The sequence below is a fragment of the Duganella sp. FT27W genome, assembly GCF_009295655.1.
Taxonomy (GTDB): domain Bacteria; phylum Pseudomonadota; class Gammaproteobacteria; order Burkholderiales; family Burkholderiaceae_D; genus Rugamonas; species Rugamonas zoogloeoides.
Genome location: NZ_WHIV01000001.1, coordinates 725,209 through 744,736, shown reverse-complemented (window position 1 = coordinate 744,736; position 19,528 = coordinate 725,209). Strand labels below are relative to the sequence as shown.

Sequence of the window (19,528 nt, the reverse complement as noted above, 5' to 3'; positions counted from 1 at the left end):
AACTTGCTAAGCCCACCTGCGCGCCGCGCCGATCCTGACCGTGCGCAGCCGCCGCGACCGATGCCGGGCCGCACCTGGCAAACCAGCAGGCCATGAGCGCCGCGCCGGCCCATTCCCCGATCGACGCGGCGCGCCGTCCCGGCATGCTGCACCTGTTCGCGCCGTACTGGGGTGCGCGCAAGCGCTGGCGTGCCTGGCTGCTGGTAGTGCTGTGGCTGGCGATCACGCTGGGCTCCGCATGGCTGTACGTCCGCGCCAACGAGCTGACCGGCGAATTGACCGACGCCCTGCTGGCGCGCAACTGGGACGTGCTGAAAAAAGTGGTCTGGATGACCATCGGCGTCGGCTTGCTGGTGGGGGCGCTCGGCGTGGTGCGCACCGCCATCATCGACCTGATCGACCTCGACTGGCGCACCTGGCTCAGCAACCACTACCTGGAACAGTGGTTCAGCTCGCACGCCTACTACGCCATGGATCCCGATGGCGCCCTCTCCAATGCCGACCAGCACATCGCCGAAGACGTCCGGCTGTTTGCCAACAGCAGCGTGGTCAACATCTCCAACATGATCAACGTGCTGGTCAATATCGTCGCCTTTACGGCCGTGCTGTGGGCGCTGTCTGGCACGCTCACCATCCCGATCGGCGACTGGCGGGTGCAAATCCCCGGCTACATGGTCTATGTCGCCCTGCTGTACAACATCGCCTATTTGCTGCTGGTCCATTGGGTGGGCAAGCGCCTGATCGTGCTGGGCATGAAACGCCAGACCGTCGAGGCCGACTACCGCTACGGCGCCATGCAGGTGCGCGAAAATGCCGTGCAGATCGCGTTTTATGGTGGCGCCGCCAACGAATTGCAGCGCCTGCGCCGCCGCTTTGCGAAAATCCGCGACAACGTCCTGGCCACGGTCGTGCGCAACGCCAAGCTCGAAATGACCAGGACAGTCTATGGCCACCTGTTTGCCGTGCTGCCCACGCTGACCGCCCTGCCGCGCTATTTTGCCGGCGAGATCACCATGGGCGGCGTCACCCAGGCCGTCGGTGCTTTCGGCCAACTAAGCGCGTCGCTCGGTTATTTCCAGGAGTCGTACAAGAGTTTTGCAATGTGGCTGGCTTTGGCCAACCGCTTGCGCGATTTTTCGTGGGCGATCAACAAGGCCCATGCCCGGCCGAACGGTTTTACCGTGGTGCGCGGCAACCAGTCCGACATCCACAGCAGCGTGTTGGCCCTGCGCACCCCGGAAGGTGAGCCGCTGGCCGATGTGGCGCCGCTGAAACTGGCGGCCGGCAGCCGCACGCTGGTGCGCGGCCCGTCCGGCACCGGCAAGAGCACGCTGCTGCGCACCCTGGCCGGCATCTGGATGCACGGCGCCGGCACCGTCACCCTGCCGGCCAAGGCGCGCATCATGTTTCTGCCGCAGCGCAGCTACCTGCCGAGCGGCACCTTCAAGGCCGCCATGTGCTACCCGCTGATGCCCGACCAGTTCGACGACGCCACCTGCCGGCGCGTGCTGGAAATCTGCGGCCTGGGCGGGCGCATCACGTCGCTCAATACGCGCGACAACTGGCAGCAGTTGCTGTCCGGCGGCGAACAGCAGCGCGTCGCCTTTGCCAGGGTGCTGCTGCAACGGCCAGACTTCGTGTTTCTCGATGAAGCCACCAGCGCGCTCGACCCGGCCACCGAAGCGAGCCTGTACCAGGCCCTGCTGAAAGAACTGCCCGACAGCGCCATCATCAGCGTGGCGCACCGCACCGCCGTGGCCGACTACCACGACGACATCATCGAACTGGTGCCGAGCGCGGCGCAGGCGGCGTAGCCGCGCAAACCGGGTTTTAATAACCGTAGATCATCTTGTAGGCCAGGTCCGGCGAGAAGGTCCCTGCCGGCGCCGCGCAGCCGTTCGATTCTCCGGGCGACTTAATCCACAACACCATTTCCGGCGCGCTGCAGGCCGGATTGACGCGCGGCGCCACCCCCAGCTTGCGGCCGGCGGGATCGCACCACTGGGTGCCGTTCGGTCCGTTACCATTGCGGCTGGTATCGACCACGAAGGCTTTTTCCAGGCCACGCTGGCGCAAGGCGTTGGCCACCGCCACGCCGTACGGGTTGCTCTCGGCATCGGTACGGTAGTTGGACACGTTGAGCGCAAAGCCACGTGCGCCGGCCACGCCGGCATCGACCAGCCGCGTGGCCGCTTCCGCCGGGGTCAGCCAGGCACTGTTGCCCATGTCGAGATACAGGTAAGCGCCGGGCGCCAGCGCGGCAAATTGCGCCACTGCGTAGCGCAGCAGTTCCAGCCGTGCGCTTTTGCCGGCTGCGTCCAGGCAGTCCAGTTGCGGCAGGGCTGCACTACGCCACGTCGCCGAAGCTCAAGGTAGGGCAGGAGTAGCCTGGCGCGCCAGAATCCCGCGTGAAAGTCAGTATCGAGCGCTCTCGCCCAATAGCAATCCCACTATGAAGACACTGATGGCTGTTCTCGACAGCTGCTGGATTAAAGCCAGGGTGTATCACGCTATTTAATGCGGGCGAAGATCGGATCAGAATCAGCGCTAATAGACTGTAAGATCGTATCCGGCCTTTTTTCAGGCAATAGTACTGGAAAGCTGTAGTCGATGGCGTAGTTATTGTGAAGCGCTGCGAGCAGCAGAGATTTCAAATAAATTAAGCCCGCGATTAGCGGGCTTGGCATGGTTCTAGTTCTTATCACTTACGATCATAGGGGCAGAAAGGGGCAATTCCAAAACCAGTCTTAACTCTTGCTGCGACGGTTCGCCTCACTGGCTCGACTGCCGCCTCCACGCCTCGACATACGGCCTGGTCAGCGGATTGGCCGTATTCCACTTGGGCGCGACGGGATCGTTGGCGATCATCAGCACGCCCAGCGCCACCATCCGGTTCACCTTGGCCATGTTGGCATAGTCGACCTTTTGCCAGTGGTCGCCGGGCGCGTGGTAGTCGGGATATTCGAAGGCCACGCACAGCGTGTGTGCGGGTACGCCCTGGTCGGCCAGCGCCTGGTTGTCGCTGCGGGCGAAATAGAAATCGCTGTTGGCTTCATTCTTGTAGACGTTGATGCCGGTGAGTTTGCCGGCTTTCCGGAATATCGTGCCGACATCGGAGAAATCGAAGCCTGTCATCGACGCGTTATTCAACTGCGGGCCCTCCGAGCTGTCGGTGCGCCCCACTTGCTCCAGGTTGACGTTGGCCACCGTCTGCCTGATCGGCAGGATCGGGTGGCGGCCGTAGTAGCGCGAGCCGAACAGGCCCAGCTCCTCGCCGAACACCGTCATGAAGACGATGCTGCGCGCCGGCCGCTGCTTCATGCCGGCCAGTGCGCCGGCAATCTCCATGACCGACACCGTGCCGCTGCCGTCGTCGTTGGCGCCGTTGTGTATCACCCCGTCCTTGATGCCGAGGTGGTCGTAATGCGCCGTCACCATCACATAGGTATTTTTCAGTTCCGGGTCCGAGCCGCGCAGCACGCCGATCACGTTGCGCAGCTTGACCGCACGTTCGACCGGCGCCGCCACGTTGACGCTGACGCTGACGCGTTCACCGCCGCCGGCGCGCAACGCGTCCAGCGCCTGTATGGCTTGCGCCGAGTGGAGCGTGATGCGCGGGACGGTGGCGACGGTTTCGCCACTGTTCTCGGGATCGATCAGGCGGCCGTTGCCGCCGGCATTACCTTTCGGTTGCTTGCGATCGACGATCAGCAGCAGCGCCGGCCGCAACTTCGCCAGTTGCGCGTTGTAGGCCTGCCAGCCAAGGTAGGCGACCTTGGCCTGCTCGGGCGGCATGGACTTGAAGTCGGGCAGATCGCTGACCACGACCTTGCCGGCCAGCGTGGCGCTGCTGTGCGCACCGAGCGCGGCGGCGTTGCCGGCGTCGATGTTGACGATGGCGGACGGCGCCAGCGCCAGTGCGTGCGGGAGACTGAAACTGAGCTGGTTGGCGGGAATGTTCAAGTGCTCCTTGCCGGCGTCGATCCTGAACGAAAAATCCTTCAGGTTGGTCTCGGCGAAGGTCCAGTTCGCGGTCTGGAAATAACCGTCGTCGCCAACCGCTTCGAGTCCCGCACGGCGGAACTGGGCGGCGATGTATTCGGCCGCCAGGTCCTGGCCACGCGATGGCGTGCCGCGCCCTTCCAGCAGGTCCGATGCGATAAACGACAGGTGGCCGCGCAAGGAGTCTGCTGAAATGCGTTCGAGAGTCGCGCTGGTGTCGGGTGTCAGGTGTGGATCTGCGGCGGCGCTGGCGCCTGCATAAATACCGGCGAAGCCGATGAACGCTGCGAAAGCGTAGGCGGATAATCTCTGCATGTGTGATCCTGTATTGTGCCTGACGGCATGTTTATTGTGCAACGGATCATATCAGAGTTCGCCGTGCATCAGCAGGAGGGCCGCAGCAGCCCCCAACCGGTGGCGCCCTGCGAAGGGCGGCCATCGTGCGCAGCGATGGCCGGCCGAATTATTTCACCGCGTCGGCAAGCTTCTTCGACATCGCCAGGTGATGCGCGACAGTGGGTTCGAGCTTGGTGGCCAGCGCTTTGACATCAGGGTCTTCGACGGCCGAGATATCTTTTTTCAGCGATGCGTGAACGTTGGCATGGCCCGCCACGCCGGCACGCTTGGCATAAGCCTCATCGAACCTCTTGCCGGACAGTGCATCGAGTTCGGCCGCCAGCTTTTGATGCGCAATATCAGGCTCGGTCGGCAAAGTCACTTTCTTGGCTGCGGCGACTTTTTTGGTCTCTTCCAGGCCCTTGGTATGATCGTCGATCATCAGCTGGGCAAAGGCCTTCACGTCCGCGTTGCTGCTTTTTTTCAGCGCCATTTTGCCCGTCTCGATTTCTGCCATATTGGATTGCGCGATACCGATCAGCCGGGCCGAGTCGTCCTTGCTGATGGTGGTTGCCGTGCCGGTTTTGGCGCTGACGCTGTTCTTGGCGGTGACGCTGGTTTGTGCATGCGCGACAGCGGAGAGCGAGGCGGCAATCGATAAGGCAATAAACAGTTTTGCTGGTTTCATGATGATCTTCCGTGGTGCAGGTTAAGACTGGCTGTCTGGAATATCAAGTGTGCAGCAAGCACTGCAACAACTCTGTACGCAAGGTTACAGAGACCAGCTTGCCATGCGACGGTGCATGCCAATGCCGGTCGCGCACCGGTTTACGCCGTGTGAAGAGAACGCACCAAGACTTGTTGGGGCGGCTGTATCGACGGCGTGGACGATTTATACCAGGATGAACTGGATCGCTATCGCGACGCGTTCGCGGCATTCCTCAACTGCGATACTGAAACCAATATCGGATAGCAAAAATAAACGATTGGATCACAATTTAAGGTCTCCATAAGATGATTTACGCAGTGCAAAAACTGCATTAAAAAAATTACATAAAGGAGACATTATGGACAACCAATGCGGACGCATCGGGGCTGTCATCGCACGCCCACTCTACTTGAAACTGTCGGTCGCTACCCTGCTGGGCGCTGGCGTGCTGAGCAGCGCTTCCGTGTGGGCGCAAGCCACCACCGACACGACCGAGACGCCTGAAAATACGGTGGTGGTCACCGGCGTCAAGGCATCGCTGATCAAGAGTTTGGCGATCAAGCGCAACAGTGATCAGGTCGTGGAATCGGTCGTTGCCGAAGATATCGGCAAGCTGCCTGACAATAATGTTGTAGAAGCGCTACAGCGAGTGACGGGGATTCAGGTCACCAATCGCGCCGGCGGCGAAGTCGGCACCCTGTCGATTCGCGGTCTGCCCGATGTCCAGACCACCTGGAACGGTCGCAGTATTTTCACTGCGTCCGGTACCCAGGTGGCGCTGCAGGACATTCCTTCCACTCTGGTACGCCAGATTGACGTCTACAAGACACGCGACGCCAGCCAGCTGGACACCGGCATCGCCGGCCAGGTGGACGTCAAGTCGCTGCGGCCTTTCGATTTCAAGGGCCCCAAAGTGTCGGTCCTGGCGCGTGAGACTTATCTCGACCCCGCTAAAAAGGCCAACCCGCAGCTCAGCGCCATGTTGAGCAACCGCTGGGAAACCGGCATCGGTGAAGTCGGCGCCCTGGTCAACCTGTCGGCCAGCCGGACCAAGTACCGCAACGAGAGTGTGACGCCGGGCGCCATGGTGCCGTTCACCAGTCCCAATGCTGCGGAGGTCCCTCCCGGCTATACGCCCCTGCAGCGCATTACCGACACCAATATCTGGAAGCCTGGCACCCATGCCGGCTTGCCGTCCGCAGCAGGTTCAACACTCGATTTCAACGGCAAAGCGTATCCTTATTACCTGGCGCGCGACGCCGTGTTCCAGAGCGACGTTGAAGGCGAACGTGAGCGCCCTGCCGCCAATATCGCCCTGCAGTGGAAGCCGAACAGCGATTCGGTCTACACCTTCGAATCGATGTACAACGGTTATCGTGACAAGTCCTTCAACCGTTTGCTGTTCAGTTTTGTCGACTGGTGGGGCGATCTGGGCAGCAATCCTGCCTCGACCATTACTACGTTCCCGGGAACGAACATCATCAAGAGCCGCACCGTCAATAATGTCTATGGCTTCAACAGCGGCGACTACACCACGTCGGCAACCGACTCCCGCATTTATGCCCTGAACGGCAAGTGGAATGTGGGCGACCGCCTGCGGCTCGAAGGTGACGTGGCCTACCAATCCAGCACCTATCATTCGGAATTTACCGCCACCCGCATCGATCGCGTGGCGCCCTCCATCAACGTCGACTTCAATGCCGGCGGCGGCAACACGGCGTTCAGCTTCAACGACAATGCCGACCTGACCAACGCGTCCAAGTGGAACGTTGCACAATTCTACGATAACGCCAACCGCAACAAGGGCAGCGCCGCGACGGCCAATCTGTCCGGTGTGTTCGACGCCGACTGGGGCGCGCTGGAGACGATCCACTTCGGCGCACGCTTCGACGACCGCAAGGCGTCGGAGGCCAACCGGACCCAGTCGGGCACCTTGAACCGCAACCTTGCCTCGCTGGGTCCCGAGTACGCCTCGACCAACTCGAACTTCGGCACGGACATCTCGAACGTTCCCCGCTCCTGGGTCGAGCCCAATGCGTACTACATCCGCGACCATATCGACGACTGGCGCAAGATGTTCAACGCGACCGATCCGAACTTCCTGACAACAGACAAACTCAGCCTGCAAAAGACGTTCGAGGTCGAAGAAAAGACCAGCAACCTGTTCTTGATGGGAAACGCCCAATCCGAGCTGTTCGGCCATCGCCTGCGCGGTAATTTCGGGGTGCGCTATGTCAAGGTCAAGACCGACATGACGTTCTACAAGGTCGATGCCACCACCAAGGCGGTTACCCCGTCCAGCGCCAGCAAGTCGACCAGCAAGTTCCTGCCCAGCCTGACCCTGATGTACGATCCGGCCAAGGACGTTGTGATGCGCTTGAACTATGGCGAAACCTTGCGCCGCCCGAATTTCGGTGATCTCAATCCGGTCCTGCAACTCGGCGACGACGTCTCGAAGGTAGGCTATGGCTCGGGCAGCGGTGGCAATCCGGACCTGAAACCGACGCGCTCCAAGAACCTCGACCTGACAGCCGAGTGGTATTTCCAGAAGGACAGCGCATTGTATGGCACAGTGTTCAAGCGCAAGATCGACGGCCTGGTCGTGGGCTTGCGCCGCAAGGTGCACGTCGATCCGGCGAACGACCCGTTCCGTAACTCGACCTCGGGTGGCGACCACACGAATGGCTATGACTACGTGATCAACTCGCCGGTCAACGCCTCGGACGGCACGATCAAGGGCGTCGAGCTGGGCTTGATCTACTTCCCGAAAGGATTACCGAGCCTGCTGGACGGCCTCGGATTCCAGGGCAGCTTTACGCGACTGAGCTCGTCGCAGAACGTGCCTGACGCGAACGATGCCGGTGAAATCGTCGCCCAGCTCGAGACCCCGTTCTTCGGCGTGTCCAACCGGTCCTACAACGCCACCATGGCTTACGAAAAAGGCCCGGTCAGCGCGCGCCTGTCCTATGTCTGGCGCTCCGGCTTCCTGGCCGCCAACGAAGCCGCCCTGTTCGCCAACCCGATCGGTATCTGGCGTCATCCGGAAAAGAGCGTGGATATGCAGGTGTCCTACAAAATCAACGACAACATGTCGGTCGATATCAGCGGCGTCAACCTGACCAACGAAATGCAGCAGCAGTACTACCACTTCGGTAATGCGGGTAACGCCCAGACCACCAACTTCGGTACGCTGCAGATCGGACGTTCGGTGTCGGTTGGTTTGCGCTGGAAGATGTAGTCCATCGTCAGGAAGACCTCGCACGTCACGCCTAGTGGATGTGTAGCAATAGCGGCGGCACTTGGATGTGCCGCCGGATATACCATTGACATATCCCGATAGACCCCTAAAATGGGATATGGGTTTTGTATATACTGCGGAGTCAATCATGGATCAAGGTGCCATTTTTCAAAGCAATCGTAGCCAGGCAATACGCTTGTCCAAGGCTGTGGCTTTTCCTGACCATGTGAAGCGGGTTGATGTCGTGGTGTTGGGCAAAACTCGAATCATTACACCAGCAGGTTCATCATGGGAGAGCTGGTTTGATGGTCCAGGCGTCAGCGCTGACTGTATGCTAGAGCGCGAGCAGCCAGCGGAGCAGGAAAGGGAATCGTTTTAAATGCTCAAGTTCATGCTCGATACCAATATCTGCATTTTTACCATCAAGAACAAGCCTGCCCATATTCGAGAGCACTTCATAAGGCAGCATGGTTTGATGTGCATCAGTACAGTGACCTTGGCTGAGTTATTTTACGGCGTGGAGAAATCGTCCAACCCGGCACGCAACCTGGCGGAAGTGGAGGGCTTCGCGGCCAGGCTGGAGGTACTGGACTTCGACGGTCATGCCGCAGCAAACACAGGACAGATCCGGGCAGAATTAGCGCGAACTGGCACGCCAATCGGCCCCTACGACCAGATGATCGCAGGCCATGCCCGCTCACGAGGCCTGATAATTGTCACCAACAACCGGCGAGAATTTGACCGTGTGCCGGGACTGCGCGTGGAAGACTGGACCGTGTAGTGCTGGCGCGGACCCAATACTGAACCACCGGGCCGGCATCCCCTTTGCCTTCGCCGCTTAACCTCTACTTTTAGCGCGCTCTAAAAATGGGGTAATTACTCAGGCAAACTAGACCACTGCTCTGGTAGCAGCTTACTTGGCGCCGCCAGGCCATCCGCGTGACGACCGGTGGCGCCTACATCGGACGAAAGCGCCAGGCGAATGTCTGGCTGGCTTTCAATATCTCCTCGCGTCCCGCCAATTGCACGGTGATGCGCCCCATCAGGTCGCGCCGCGCGTGCGCGATCGCGTCGGCGCGCACTACCACGCTGCGGTGGATCTGCCAGAATTCTTCAGGGTCTAGTGCCTCAAGCAACTCTTTGATCGACTTGCGCACATGGGTCTCGTCGTCGTTGCTGACTATGCGCGTGTACTTGTCCTCGGACTGCAGGAACAGGATTTTCGACACCGGGATCACCTTGATGGTGTCGCCGACGCTGCCGCTGATCCAGCGCAGGCGCGGCGCTGCGGCCTGGGGACGGAGGCGGCGCTCCAGTTCTGCCAGGCGCGCGCTCATGTCCTGTACCGACGGCCGGACCCGCGCCCGGACCCGGTCCACGCACAGGCTCAGCCGCGCCGAAGTGACAGGCTTGAGAAGGTAGTCGATCGCGCCGGCCTCAAAAGCGTCGAGGGCGTGCGTGTGGTAGGCCGTGGTGAATACGGCGAGACAGGCACCGTTGGCCGCGATCGCAACCTCCAACCCGCTCAGGACCGGCATGCGGATGTCCAGAAACGCGATGTCAGGCTGGTGCCTGCGGATCGCCTCCAACGCGGCGTGGCCGTCCTCGCATTCGGCCACCACCTGCAGTTCCGGCCAGGCATTGGCCAGCAGGCGGCGCAGCGCTGCGCGCGGCAAGTCTTCGTCGTCGGCGATGATTGCAGTAGGCATGGCTCAGGTCTCAGTTCTCAGGTCTCGGGTGGAAAACGCAGGGGCAGATGCAGGATAGCGGCGACGCCACCGTCCGGCAAGGCCCGCAGCACCAGTTTGGCCTGTTGGCGGTTCAGGTTGCCCAACCGCTCCTGGATATTCGCCAGGCCGATGCCGCTGCCACCGGTGGCGTTGCCGAAGCCGACACCGTCGTCGCTGACGCTCAGCTCAAGCATATCCGTTTCGCTCCGTTATCCGGCGCGCCATCACGGCGATGTGGGCGGCGCCTGGTTTGGGCTCGACGCCGTGCTTGACGGCGTTCTCGACGAGCGAGATAAGCATCAGCGGGGGCATCTGCGCCTCGTCCAAACCGCTCTCGGCGTCCACCGAGAAGGACAGGCGAGGAATGCGCTCGCGCATCAGCGCCAGGTAGGCGCGTGCGGCATTGAATTGGGTGGCCAAGGAGACACTGGGGCTGGCGGCGTCGCTGCGCATTTGCGGAATGGTCGAGCGCAAGTAGTCGACCAGGTGATCGAGGATGTTGGCGGCGCGCGCCTGGTCCGACACCATCGCCGAGCGCAGGCTGGCCAGGGTGTTGAACAGGAAGTGCGGCTCCACCTGGGCCGCCAGCACCGACAGGCGCAATTCGGCCTCGCCACGCGCGGCGTCGGCGCGGCGTAGCGCTTGGGCCTGCAGGGCATAGTCGAGCTTGCCGCGCTGGCGACTAAATGCGACCAAGTCGGTGAGGCCGCCAAGCCAGGACAGCAGCAGCACAATGGCAAGCGCCAAGGTGGCCGTGCCGGCGTCGGCGGCGACGCTGCGTGCGCCTGGCTGGGCCACAGCTTGAGGTGGAAGCTGTGGCGGTGCGCGGCTGAGCATGTTCTGCGTGACTTCCTTCTGCGCCAGCAAGAATTTAGCCACCGCCGCCTTGTACTCGGCGCTCTCCGGCTCGGTACGGACTGGCTTGTGCGGCTTGCTGGCATAGTCGTTAATGGCGCGCTGCCATTTCTCGATTGCTTGCAGTCCGTTTCCGATCGCTTTTTCTTGAGCCGGCGTTGGCGGCGTTCCGCTTGCATGCAGCTTGAAATAGTCATTCATCGCAGCTCGCTCTGTCGGCGTCAAAATCTCGGACATATGCAGCGGTCGGTCGGCGTCGTCTGGTGGGTCGATTTTACGAGGCGCCGTTCGGGCCATCTCCTCGATCGCCGCGACCATCGCCAACATTGGCTTGCTTTCGTCTGTCTGCAGTGTGTAAGGAGGCCCGCCAGCGCTGAGGCTGCGCTGCCGGTTCACGAACACTTCTGCGCGCGGCAAGGTTTTCCATGACCGGACGCCGCTGGCCTGGTCGACCCGGACAGCCTCATACAGGGTTTTGAGCTGGAAAAAGGTTGCGAGGCTTACCGCTATGCCCAACAGCAGGACCATGAACATGGTGAACAGCTCCACCCGACCTGTCCATGCCCGTTTGTGCACCCAAACCGCCCATCCCGGCCCCAGCAAGATCAGCAAGGCGACAGGCACGCAGTAAACGGCGGCCACCTGCAGAACGTCGCCCCAGTCGAGGTCGACCGGCTGAGCCGGGACGGCGGCCAGCGCGGTCAGCAGCAGGGCCACCAGCAGCGTGCCGATCAGGAAGGCCGTGCTGCGGTAGCGATACCAAGCCAGGCTGAAAATCGAAAAATTGCGCGCGCGCCCAAACCAGCTGGTTTGCACCACCACTTCCGGTGGCAGCAATGAGGAGGTACTTGCTCTTGTGTACAGAGAATCGGACGCGATCATGGTGCGCTCTTGGGTGGTTGGAGGAGGCGCCAGTGTAAGGTGTACAGTCCTCAGCAAGCATCGATGCGACAAGACCGGCTGAGAGGCGACGAAACAGGCGCAGAGTGGCCCGGGCAAGATACGGTGGCCGTGTGGCGCCGCGCCCAGGCTCCTGTCGCGGCGCGCGTTATCCCACGAATAAACCTGCTTTCCTCCGTTAGGAGTTCCAAATCGGATATAACGACTGTAGTTCTGCCTGTTGTACGGATCTTGTATAAATGAATCTGCCGACAGGAAACGCGCCACCAGCGGATCATATACCCTGCCGTTCACATACACCAGATCGAGCTGCTCAAGCGTTTCATGACCGGTGAATCCCTTGTTGTCGACCACGCCATCGAGCGTATCGGCTAATTATCGCTGTGCCGTCTTCGCGCCGCTCCCGAGCAAATGCAGCATATGAGCGATACCATCATGAATACCATCAAACCGCGCTGCTTACGAATGCCTGAGCTTGCCAACCATCGCTGCCCGAAAATGAAAAAGCCCCTGAAAATCAGGGGCTTGGAAGGATCAGTCTGCCAGCGGTTGCCGGCCTGTGCCGACTAGGAAATCATTCCCACTCAATCGTCGCCGGCGGCTTGCCCGAGATGTCATACACCACCCGGTTAATCCCGCGCACTTCGTTGATGATGCGATTACTCACCTTACCCAACAACGCATGCGGCAGATGCGCCCAGTGAGCCGTCATGAAGTCCTGCGTCTGCACCGCACGCAAGGCCACCACGTATTCATACGTGCGGCCATCGCCCATCACGCCCACCGATTTCACCGGCAGGAACACGGCAAACGCCTGCGACGTCGCTTCGTACCAGTTCTTCGGCAGGTTGTCGCTATCGACGGCCTGGCCGGCGATGAACTCGTACGGCGTGTTGCGCAGTTCTTCGATGAAGATCGCATCGGCGCGGCGCAGCAGGTCGGCGAAGTCTTTCTTCACTTCACCGAGGATGCGCACGCCGAGACCAGGGCCCGGGAATGGATGACGGTAAACCATGTCGTGCGGCAGGCCCAGTGCGACGCCGAGTTTACGCACTTCGTCCTTGAACAGTTCGCGCAGCGGTTCCAGCAAGGACAGCTTCATGTGTTCCGGCAGGCCGCCCACGTTGTGGTGGCTCTTGATGGTCTGGCCCTTTTTACCCTTGCCGGCCGACTCGATCACGTCCGGGTAAATCGTGCCCTGCGCCAGCCATTTGGCGTTGACCAGCTTGCCCGATTCGGCGTTGAACACTTCGACGAACTCGCGGCCGATGATCTTGCGCTTCTGTTCCGGATCGGCAACGCCGGCCAGGTGGCCCATGAACTGGTCTTCGGCATCGATGCGGATCACTTTCACACCCAGGTTCTTGGCGAACATGTCCATGACCATCTTGCCTTCGTCCAGGCGCAGCAGGCCGTGATCGACGAACACGCAAGTCAGCTGGTCGCCGATGGCGCGGTGGATCAGCGCGGCAGCGACGGACGAATCGACGCCGCCGGACAGGCCGAGAATGACTTCATCGGTGCCGACTTGCGCGCGGATTTTCTCGACTGCTTCGGTGATGTAGTCGGGCATGTTCCAGTCGGCCTTGCAGCCGCAGATCTCGTGCACGAAGCGGCCCAGCATGGCCTTGCCCTGCACCGTGTGCGTGACTTCCGGGTGCCATTGCACGCCGTAGAACTGCTTTTCTTCGTTGGCCATGGCGGCGATCGGGCAACTTGGGGTGTTGCCCATCAGGACGAAGCCTGACGGCATTTCCAGGACCTTGTCGCCGTGGCTCATCCAGACCTTGAGCATGCCGTGGCCTTCGTCGGTGACGAAGTCGTTGATGCCATCGAGCAGCTTGGTGTGGCTGCGGGCGCGCACTTCGGCGTAGCCGAATTCACGCACCAGGCCGTTCTCGACCTTGCCGCCCAGTTGCGCGGCCATGGTTTGCATGCCGTAGCAGATGCCCAGTACCGGCACGCCCAGTTCGAACACGGCGGCAGGCGCCTGCGGGGCGTCGCCTTCCAGGGTGGAGCTGTGGCTGCCCGACAGGATCACGCCGGCGGCGCCGTAGTTGCGGACGAATTCGTCGCTGACGTCGTACGGGAACACTTCCGAGAACACGCCGGAATCGCGCACGCGGCGCGCGATCAACTGGGTTACCTGGGAGCCGAAATCGAGAATGAGGATTTTTGAGTGCATAGGGTAGGTACTGAGCAGTATGAAGACTATAGAAAAACGCCGGCATCATGCCGGCGTTTGCAAGGACTTAGTCGCCCGAACGGTAGTTCGGCGCTTCCTTGGTGATTTGCACGTCGTGCACATGCGATTCGCGCATGCCGGCCGAGGTAATCTCGACGAACTCCGCCTTGTTGCGCAGCTCTTCGATGGTGGCGCAGCCGCAATAACCCATCGACTGGCGCACGCCGCCCACCAGCTGGAAGATAATCGCCAGCACCGAGCCCTTGTAAGCGACACGGCCTTCGATACCTTCAGGCACGAACTTGTCGGCCTTCATGGTGGCGTCCTGGAAGTAGCGGTCAGCGGAACCGTCGGACATGGCGCCCAGCGAGCCCATGCCGCGATACGACTTGTACGAACGACCCTGGTACAGGATCACTTCGCCAGGTGCTTCTTCGGTACCGGCAAACATCGAACCCATCATGACGGTCGAGGCGCCAGCGGCCAGTGCTTTCGAGATGTCGCCCGAGAAGCGGATACCGCCGTCGGCGATACATGGCACGCCCGTGCCTTCCAGTGCTTCGGCCACGTTGGAGATCGCGGTAATTTGCGGCACACCCACGCCAGCAACGATACGGGTAGTGCAGATCGAGCCCGGGCCGATGCCGACCTTGACTGCATCGGCGCCGTATTCCACCAGCGCCAGCGCGGCGGCGGCGGTAGCGATGTTGCCGCCGATGACGTCCACGTGCGGGTACTTGGTCTTGATCCACTTTACGCGGTCGAGAATGCCTTGCGAGTGGCCGTGGGCGGTATCGACCACCAGCACGTCCACGCCGGCAGCAACCAGCAGGTCGATACGCTCTTCATCCTTGGCACCGACGCCAACGGCAGCGCCGACCAGCAGCTTGCCGTGCGAATCTTTCGACGCATTCGGGTGCTCGGTCGATTTCTGGATATCTTTTACCGTGATCAGGCCGCGCAGCTCGAAGCTGTCGTTGACGACCAGCACGCGCTCGAGGCGGTGCTTGTTCATCAGGCGCTTGGCTTCGTCGCGGTCTTCGTCGTCCTTGACATACACGAGTTTTTCGCGCGGCGTCATCTTGGCGCGCACTTCGGCGTCCAGTTCCTGTTCGAAGCGCAAATCGCGGTTGGTGATGATGCCGACGACTTCCTTGCCTTCAACGACAGGGAAACCGGAAATACCGTGCAACTCGGTCAGCTTGATGACGTCGCGGATTTTCATGTCCGGCGGGATCGTGATCGGATCGCGCAGCACGCCAGCTTCAAAACGCTTGACCTTGGCGACCTCGCGGGCCTGGTCGGCCGGGCGCAGGTTTTTATGGATGATGCCGATACCACCCTCTTGCGCCATGGCGATGGCCAGGCGGCCTTCAGTCACGGTATCCATCGCGGCGGACAGCAGCGGGATGTTGAGGCTGATATTGCGGGTCAGGCGCGTCTTGAGGGACGTATCTGCAGGCAAGACGTTGGAATAGGCTGGAACGAGGAGCACGTCATCGAACGTGAGTGCTTTTTGGAGTAGACGCATAGTATTTCCTATAGGCGCAAAGCGGCATTGTACAGGAAAACGGCCTTGCTGTCAGGCATAGCTTGCGATCGGCCGCTGTCACTTTCACCATAGCTGCCGTATGATATCGCTATCAATGTTCATGAGCCATAGTCGATGACGAAATCACAAGCGGTCCGCAGCCGCGCCAGCGGGCGCATTACCCTGGCGATGGTGGCCCAACATGCAGGCGTGGCCACCATGACGGCCTCGCGCGCCATCACTCAACCCGACATGGTGTCGCAGGCGCTGCGCGACCGCGTGGATAAAGCCGTGCTGGAACTGGGCTATGTACCCAACCGCGCTGCGCGGGCGCTGGCCTCGTCGCAATCGAAGGTGATCGCGGTGCTGGTGCCGTCGCTGTCGAACGCCGTGTTTACCGAGGTGCTGGCCGGCATCCAGGATGCACTCGACGCCGACGGCTACCAGATCCTGATCGGCAACACGCGCTACTCCGACCGCGAAGAAGAAAAGCTGATCAACACCTACCTGCAATCGAACCCGGACGGCATGCTGCTGTCGGGCCTGACCCACAGCGACCGCGTGCAGCAGATACTGACCACCTCGCGCGTGCCGGTGGTGTCGATGATGGACATGTCCACCGACCCGGCCCAGCTCACCGTGGGCTTCTCGCAATTCCAGGCTGGCCAGGCGATGACCCGCTATTTGCTGGACAAGGGCCACAGGCGCATCGGCTTCATTGGCGCCCAACTCGACGAGCGCACCCTGCGCCGTGCTGAAGGCTACCGCAAGGCCATGCACGAGGCGGGCCTGTTTGATCCCCGCCTGGAAGTGATGGTGCCCGATCCATCCACCCTGGCGCTGGGCGCCGAACTGCTGGGCCGCATGCTGGCCCAGGCGCCCGACTGCGACGCCATCTTCTGTTGCAACGACGACCTGGCCCACGGCGCCATCTACCAGTGCCAGCGGCGCGGCATCGCGGTGCCGGCGCAACTGGCCATTTGCGGCTTCAACGATTTGCCGGCATCGGCTTGGATGAATCCATCGCTGACCACGATCGGCACGCCGCGCTACCGCATCGGGTTCGAGGCGGCCACCTTGCTGCGGTCGGTGATCAAAGGAGATGCGCCGGCAGTTCGGCAGATCGATCTGGGATTTACCTTGATGGCGCGCGAGAGTGCGTGAGTGAGCGAAACGTTCTGTGTGTTGGCAACTGAGACAGGTCAAGGCATTCCGGCATGGGATTCTCGCCAGTGGCGTAGACCTGCGAAAGCTGGCGCAGGACGGGGACGATGGCGTGCCGGTGGAGACACTGATTGAGCGATTTTCTTCCGCGGCACCGCCAGGCCACAGTTTGCGCTAGACGCGATGATCGTAGACGAAACGCCGGACGCGGGCGATCGTGATCAAGGCTGCGTCGGGATGGGCCGGATTGATTAATACATTGTCTTCCTCGTTGATGATCACCGACGGCACAACCAGCAGTGCTGAAGCACCGCCCGCCAACCAGGCCGAGCCAACGGAACGAGAGACCATGCCCTCGGGAACCACATTCCAGCCGACTGGCAAAGGACGGGGCGTGACGATGCGCGCTGCCCACACCACGTCCGGCACGTCAATGCGCACCAAGATACGGTTCCATGGCAGCATTGCTCCTCTGGCGAAATGGGCGCGTGTTTCCCAAGCTGCCAGCGAAATCGACGTTGCCGCATAGGTCACATGCTCGCCGGCATTGTTCCATCGCGCCCCGCCGCTGGCTGCTCCCTTGCCAGCCATGTCTTCCGCCGTATAGCTGGGGGTGTCCGAGGCAATGCGCCACAAATGGACCGTCATGCTGCCAGTCCACCGCGCATACGCTCCAGCACTTGCTCGACCGCGCGCTGCCCTTCGGGATTGCGTAACATGTCGGCCGGGGTATTGTTCCCCAGTTCAGGCAGCTTTTCATGGATCCAGCGCGCAAACCAACCTTCCAGGTCAAAGGTTTTCATCTGCTCAGGGTCGCCGCTCTCATCGAGCATCCTGCGCAAGGTGGCCAGCAGGCGCAAATAAGCCATGATGCGATGCCCAGCAACGTCAGGCAGCGGCTTGTTGGCAGCTTCGTTGCGCACAAAAGTAGTCTGCGACACACCGGCCAGTCCCATGATGATGGAAGCCGGTTCGCCCGTGGCCCTGGCAATCATCTTGACCACGTCGGTTGGCACCCCCGCTTCTACCGCGTCGTACAGCTGAACGCCTGGCGCCTCGCGCACTCGTTCTACCAGCGCCCTGAGTTGCAGCAGCGGGGTCTTCCCGGTACTGCCTGACTGCCCCAATTTTTTGTCCCACAGAACATGGATCTTGCGGACAGCAGGTTGCGGACGTTCCGCTACGCTCTTGGTTCCCAATTTCTCCGCGCCTCCCCGGCTGCGGTGAGCAACAATTATTTCGTCCGTTGCAGCCATACCGCCCTCCATTTGGTTGGATTATGACAGTCAAATGGTAACCCACAATCGCGCAAGACTCAATGGCGCATATAAGTTCGCTGCGCCGCAACATGAAATTCTGTTTACAAATCTTGGCAAACCCTTACACTGCTTAACATCACTGTTAGCGCTAACATGGTTTTTTGTTATTGGGCTCTCTCAGGGTAGCGTCCACTGGCGTGATCCCTGTTCCGGGCAGTGGAGCGAGCGCTCCGCTGCCTTCTTTTTGAAGGCGATTGTGATTCCGACCCAGACTGCGCCGCTTACCTGGCGCGAAAAATTCAGCTACGGCGTGGCCGACATGGGGTTCAATTTTTATTGGACCAATATCGCCACCTTCCTGCTGATCTTCTATACCGACGTGTTCGGCATCTCGGCTGCGGCTGCCGCGTCGATGATGTTTTCGGTGAAGATCATCAATGCCTTCACCGACCCCATGATCGGCGCCGCCGCCGACCGCACCACCACCCGCTTCGGCAAGTTCCGCCCTTACCTGCTGTGGGTGCCGATTCCGCTCGGCTGCGCCGCCATCCTCACCTACACCACGCCCGACCTGTCGCGCGACGGCAAACTGGTCTGGGCCTACGGCACCTACCTGCTGATGATGGTCTGCTACACCTGCATCAATATTCCGTACAACGCGCTGTCCGGCGTGCTGTCGGCGGATCCGCAGGAGCGCTCCACCGTCAATGGCCTGCGCTTCATCTTCGCGTTTGCCGGCGGCACCCTGGTCACCGCCGCCACGCCGGCCATGGTGGGCTGGTTCGGCAACGGCAACGACAAGCTGGGCTGGCAACTGACCATGCTGGTGTGGAGCATTTTCGCCTCGCTGCTGTTCGTGCTCACCTTCTTCAACACGCGTGAACGGATCGCCCCTCCCCCGTCGCAAAAGTCGAACGTGATGCAGGATATCCGCGACCTGTCGCAGAACCGGCCGTGGGTGGTGCTGTTCTTCCTGGCCTTGATCATCATGATCACCATCACCCTGCGCACCACGAGCGCCGCCTACTACTTCAAGTACGTGGTGGGCCGCCCGGAACTGATGCAGGGCTTCGTGCCAGCGTACATGATCTCGGCCGCCATCGGCGCCTCGCTCACGCCCTTGATGACGCGCTACGTGGACAAGAAAAAGCTGATGATTATCCTGATGAGCATTACCGCCGTGCTGTCGTCGGCGTTCTTCTTCGTGCCCAGCGACCAGGTCACATTGATGTTCGCACTGCAGATCGGCATGGGCCTGGCGCTCGGCCCCAAGTCGCCGCTGGCGTTCTCGATGTATGCCGACACCGCCGACTACAACGAATGGCGCACCGGCCGCCGCGCCACCGCGATGACGTTTGCCGCCGCCACCTTCTCGCAAAAGCTCGGTACCGCGATCGCGGTGGCGGTCATCGGCTGGCTGTTCACGGTGCTCGGCTACGTGGCCAATTCGGCCCAGAACAGCGGCTCGCAGGCCGGCATCGTGTGGCTGATGTCGTTCATCCCCGCCGCGTTTGCGGTGCTGGCCGTGGCCATCATGTTTTTCTATAACCTCGACAACCGCAAGCTGGTGCAGATCCAGGCCGACCTGCAAGCGCGCAAAATTCAATAAATGGAGACCT

The 19,528-nt window shown here is 61.2% G+C and carries 17 protein-coding genes; 7 read left to right on the top strand and 10 right to left on the bottom strand.

Features of this window, described 5'->3' with window-relative positions; genetic code table 11:
• Positions 1 to 92 precede the first annotated feature (92 nt).
• Complete coding sequence (locus F8197_RS03210; protein WP_152879891.1) at positions 93 to 1,814, top strand: ABC transporter ATP-binding protein/permease; 1,722 nt, start codon at positions 93 to 95, stop codon at positions 1,812 to 1,814.
• A 16-nt stretch (positions 1,815 to 1,830) separates the two neighbouring features.
• On the opposite strand, the gene F8197_RS03205 is transcribed toward F8197_RS03210, so the two are convergent.
• Entirely contained in the window at positions 1,831 to 2,322 is a 492-nt protein-coding gene (locus F8197_RS03205) for a glycoside hydrolase family 6 protein (RefSeq protein ID WP_227012105.1), read from the bottom strand.
• On the opposite strand from F8197_RS03205, the gene F8197_RS28770 reads away from it, so the two are divergent.
• Positions 2,306 to 2,518, top strand: a complete 213-nt coding sequence (locus F8197_RS28770; RefSeq protein ID WP_373996771.1) for a DNA-binding protein — start codon at positions 2,306 to 2,308, stop codon at positions 2,516 to 2,518. The two genes, F8197_RS03205 and F8197_RS28770, sit on opposite strands and share 17 nt — an antisense overlap.
• A 254-nt stretch (positions 2,519 to 2,772) precedes the next feature.
• Here the strand turns inward: F8197_RS28770 and F8197_RS03195 are convergent, their stop codons facing one another.
• The gene (locus F8197_RS03195) at positions 2,773 to 4,317 is read right to left on the bottom strand and encodes a M28 family metallopeptidase (RefSeq protein ID WP_152879889.1); all 1,545 of its coding nucleotides are present in this window, start codon (positions 4,315 to 4,317) and stop codon (positions 2,773 to 2,775) included.
• A gap of 148 nt (positions 4,318 to 4,465) precedes the next feature.
• A complete protein-coding gene (locus F8197_RS03190) occupies positions 4,466 to 5,026 on the bottom strand; it encodes a DUF4142 domain-containing protein (RefSeq protein WP_152879887.1) in 561 nt (186 codons plus the stop codon).
• A 379-nt stretch (positions 5,027 to 5,405) separates the two neighbouring features.
• On the opposite strand from F8197_RS03190, the gene F8197_RS03185 reads away from it, so the two are divergent.
• From F8197_RS03185 to vapC, 3 genes are all read left to right on the top strand, one after another.
• Positions 5,406 to 8,285: a TonB-dependent receptor gene (locus F8197_RS03185; RefSeq protein WP_152879885.1), complete on the top strand. Its 2,880-nt coding sequence runs from the start codon at positions 5,406 to 5,408 to the stop codon at positions 8,283 to 8,285.
• Between the two features lie 148 nt (positions 8,286 to 8,433).
• Positions 8,434 to 8,664 carry a type II toxin-antitoxin system VapB family antitoxin gene (vapB, locus tag F8197_RS03180; RefSeq protein WP_152879883.1) on the top strand — a complete coding sequence of 77 codons (231 nt, stop codon included), beginning with the start codon at positions 8,434 to 8,436 and terminating at the stop codon, positions 8,662 to 8,664.
• Entirely contained in the window at positions 8,665 to 9,066 is a 402-nt protein-coding gene (gene vapC / locus F8197_RS03175) for a tRNA(fMet)-specific endonuclease VapC (RefSeq protein WP_152879881.1), read from the top strand.
• Between the two features lie 175 nt (positions 9,067 to 9,241).
• On the opposite strand, the gene F8197_RS03170 is transcribed toward vapC, so the two are convergent.
• The 5 genes from F8197_RS03170 to guaB form a co-directional block, all read right to left on the bottom strand.
• The gene (locus F8197_RS03170) at positions 9,242 to 9,994 is read right to left on the bottom strand and encodes a LytTR family DNA-binding domain-containing protein (RefSeq protein WP_152879879.1); all 753 of its coding nucleotides are present in this window, start codon (positions 9,992 to 9,994) and stop codon (positions 9,242 to 9,244) included.
• A gap of 17 nt (positions 9,995 to 10,011) precedes the next feature.
• Entirely contained in the window at positions 10,012 to 10,209 is a 198-nt protein-coding gene (locus F8197_RS03165; protein WP_152879877.1) for a hypothetical protein, read from the bottom strand.
• Complete coding sequence (locus F8197_RS03160) at positions 10,202 to 11,752, bottom strand: sensor histidine kinase (protein WP_152879875.1); 1,551 nt, start codon at positions 11,750 to 11,752, stop codon at positions 10,202 to 10,204. The genes F8197_RS03165 and F8197_RS03160 overlap by 8 nt, the downstream gene beginning before the upstream one ends.
• Positions 11,753 to 12,344: 592 nt before the next feature.
• Positions 12,345 to 13,955 carry a glutamine-hydrolyzing GMP synthase gene (guaA, locus tag F8197_RS03155; RefSeq protein WP_152879873.1) on the bottom strand — a complete coding sequence of 537 codons (1,611 nt, stop codon included), beginning with the start codon at positions 13,953 to 13,955 and terminating at the stop codon, positions 12,345 to 12,347.
• 67 nt (positions 13,956 to 14,022) lie between these two features.
• Positions 14,023 to 15,486 (bottom strand): IMP dehydrogenase, encoded by a 1,464-nt coding sequence (gene guaB, locus F8197_RS03150; protein ID WP_070247568.1) that lies wholly within the window; start codon positions 15,484 to 15,486, stop codon positions 14,023 to 14,025.
• Between the two features lie 135 nt (positions 15,487 to 15,621).
• Here guaB and F8197_RS03145 point away from each other — a divergent pair, with 135 nt between their 5' ends.
• Positions 15,622 to 16,650 carry a LacI family DNA-binding transcriptional regulator gene (locus tag F8197_RS03145; protein ID WP_152879871.1) on the top strand — a complete coding sequence of 343 codons (1,029 nt, stop codon included), beginning with the start codon at positions 15,622 to 15,624 and terminating at the stop codon, positions 16,648 to 16,650.
• A gap of 174 nt (positions 16,651 to 16,824) precedes the next feature.
• On the opposite strand, the gene F8197_RS03140 is transcribed toward F8197_RS03145, so the two are convergent.
• Together F8197_RS03140 and F8197_RS03135 are read right to left on the bottom strand one after the other, a co-directional pair.
• The gene (locus tag F8197_RS03140) at positions 16,825 to 17,298 is read right to left on the bottom strand and encodes an RES family NAD+ phosphorylase (RefSeq protein ID WP_152879869.1); all 474 of its coding nucleotides are present in this window, start codon (positions 17,296 to 17,298) and stop codon (positions 16,825 to 16,827) included.
• A complete protein-coding gene (locus tag F8197_RS03135) occupies positions 17,295 to 17,906 on the bottom strand; it encodes an antitoxin Xre/MbcA/ParS toxin-binding domain-containing protein (protein WP_227012035.1) in 612 nt (203 codons plus the stop codon). The genes F8197_RS03140 and F8197_RS03135 overlap by 4 nt, the downstream gene beginning before the upstream one ends.
• Before the next feature lie 259 nt (positions 17,907 to 18,165).
• Between F8197_RS03135 and F8197_RS03130 the strand changes: the two genes are divergently transcribed.
• Positions 18,166 to 19,518, top strand: a complete 1,353-nt coding sequence (locus F8197_RS03130) for an MFS transporter (protein WP_373996770.1) — start codon at positions 18,166 to 18,168, stop codon at positions 19,516 to 19,518.
• Positions 19,519 to 19,528 lie beyond the last annotated feature (10 nt).